Below are 629 nucleotides of genomic sequence, written 5' to 3' on the forward strand. Positions count from 1 at the left end.
TCCTGCCCGATGCGGCGACCTGGGTGCCGCCCGACCTGGAGCTGGTCCGCTCCGGCGCGATCGACGTCGATCGGCTGCACCCGTTGGTGGCCTCGGCGCTGGTGCCGGGGCATGTGCCGGCCGGCCCGTCCACTCTCGCGGACCCGGCGGGGCAGCCGCGGCCCGTCGAGTGCCGGGGAGCCCGGCACCGTATCGGCCTGGTCGACGGGGTGCTGGCCCCGCTGGACCACGCGCCGGACGAGATCCGGCGGGAGGAGTTGCTGGTGGCGCTCGGCGGCACCCCGCTCCCGTGCCTCCAGGCGATCGACGAGGCCCACCGTCACCCGGACTGTCTCACCGGCGTCCGGGAGCGCCTGGTCCACGGTGACATCGCCGGTGCGCTGGCGGTCGTCGAGGGCCTGTTGGGTCCCGGCGCACTGCTGCGCGACGGCGCGCTGCGGGACGCCCTGGAGGCCGCCGCGCGNNCGGCCACGGGTGGGCCGCTCACGCCCACGACACGGCACCCACCGCTGAAGGTCACGACCCACCCGTCTCCCAGGGCTCCTGGCCCTGCCCTCACTCGTCGCACCACGAACCAAAGGTGATCACACATGCCCACTCGCACCCCTGCCCCCGTCACCGCCTCCTCC

1 pseudogene is annotated in these 629 nt (G+C 75.4%); it reads left to right on the forward strand.

Annotated features, from left to right (window positions below):
• Positions 1-584, forward strand: a pseudogene (locus BZL64_RS37855) (hypothetical protein); the annotation flags it as partial.
• Positions 585-629 lie beyond the last annotated feature (45 nt).

The organism is Streptomyces bobili, from assembly GCF_002154575.1.
Taxonomy (GTDB): Bacteria; Actinomycetota; Actinomycetes; order Streptomycetales; family Streptomycetaceae; genus Streptomyces; species Streptomyces bobili.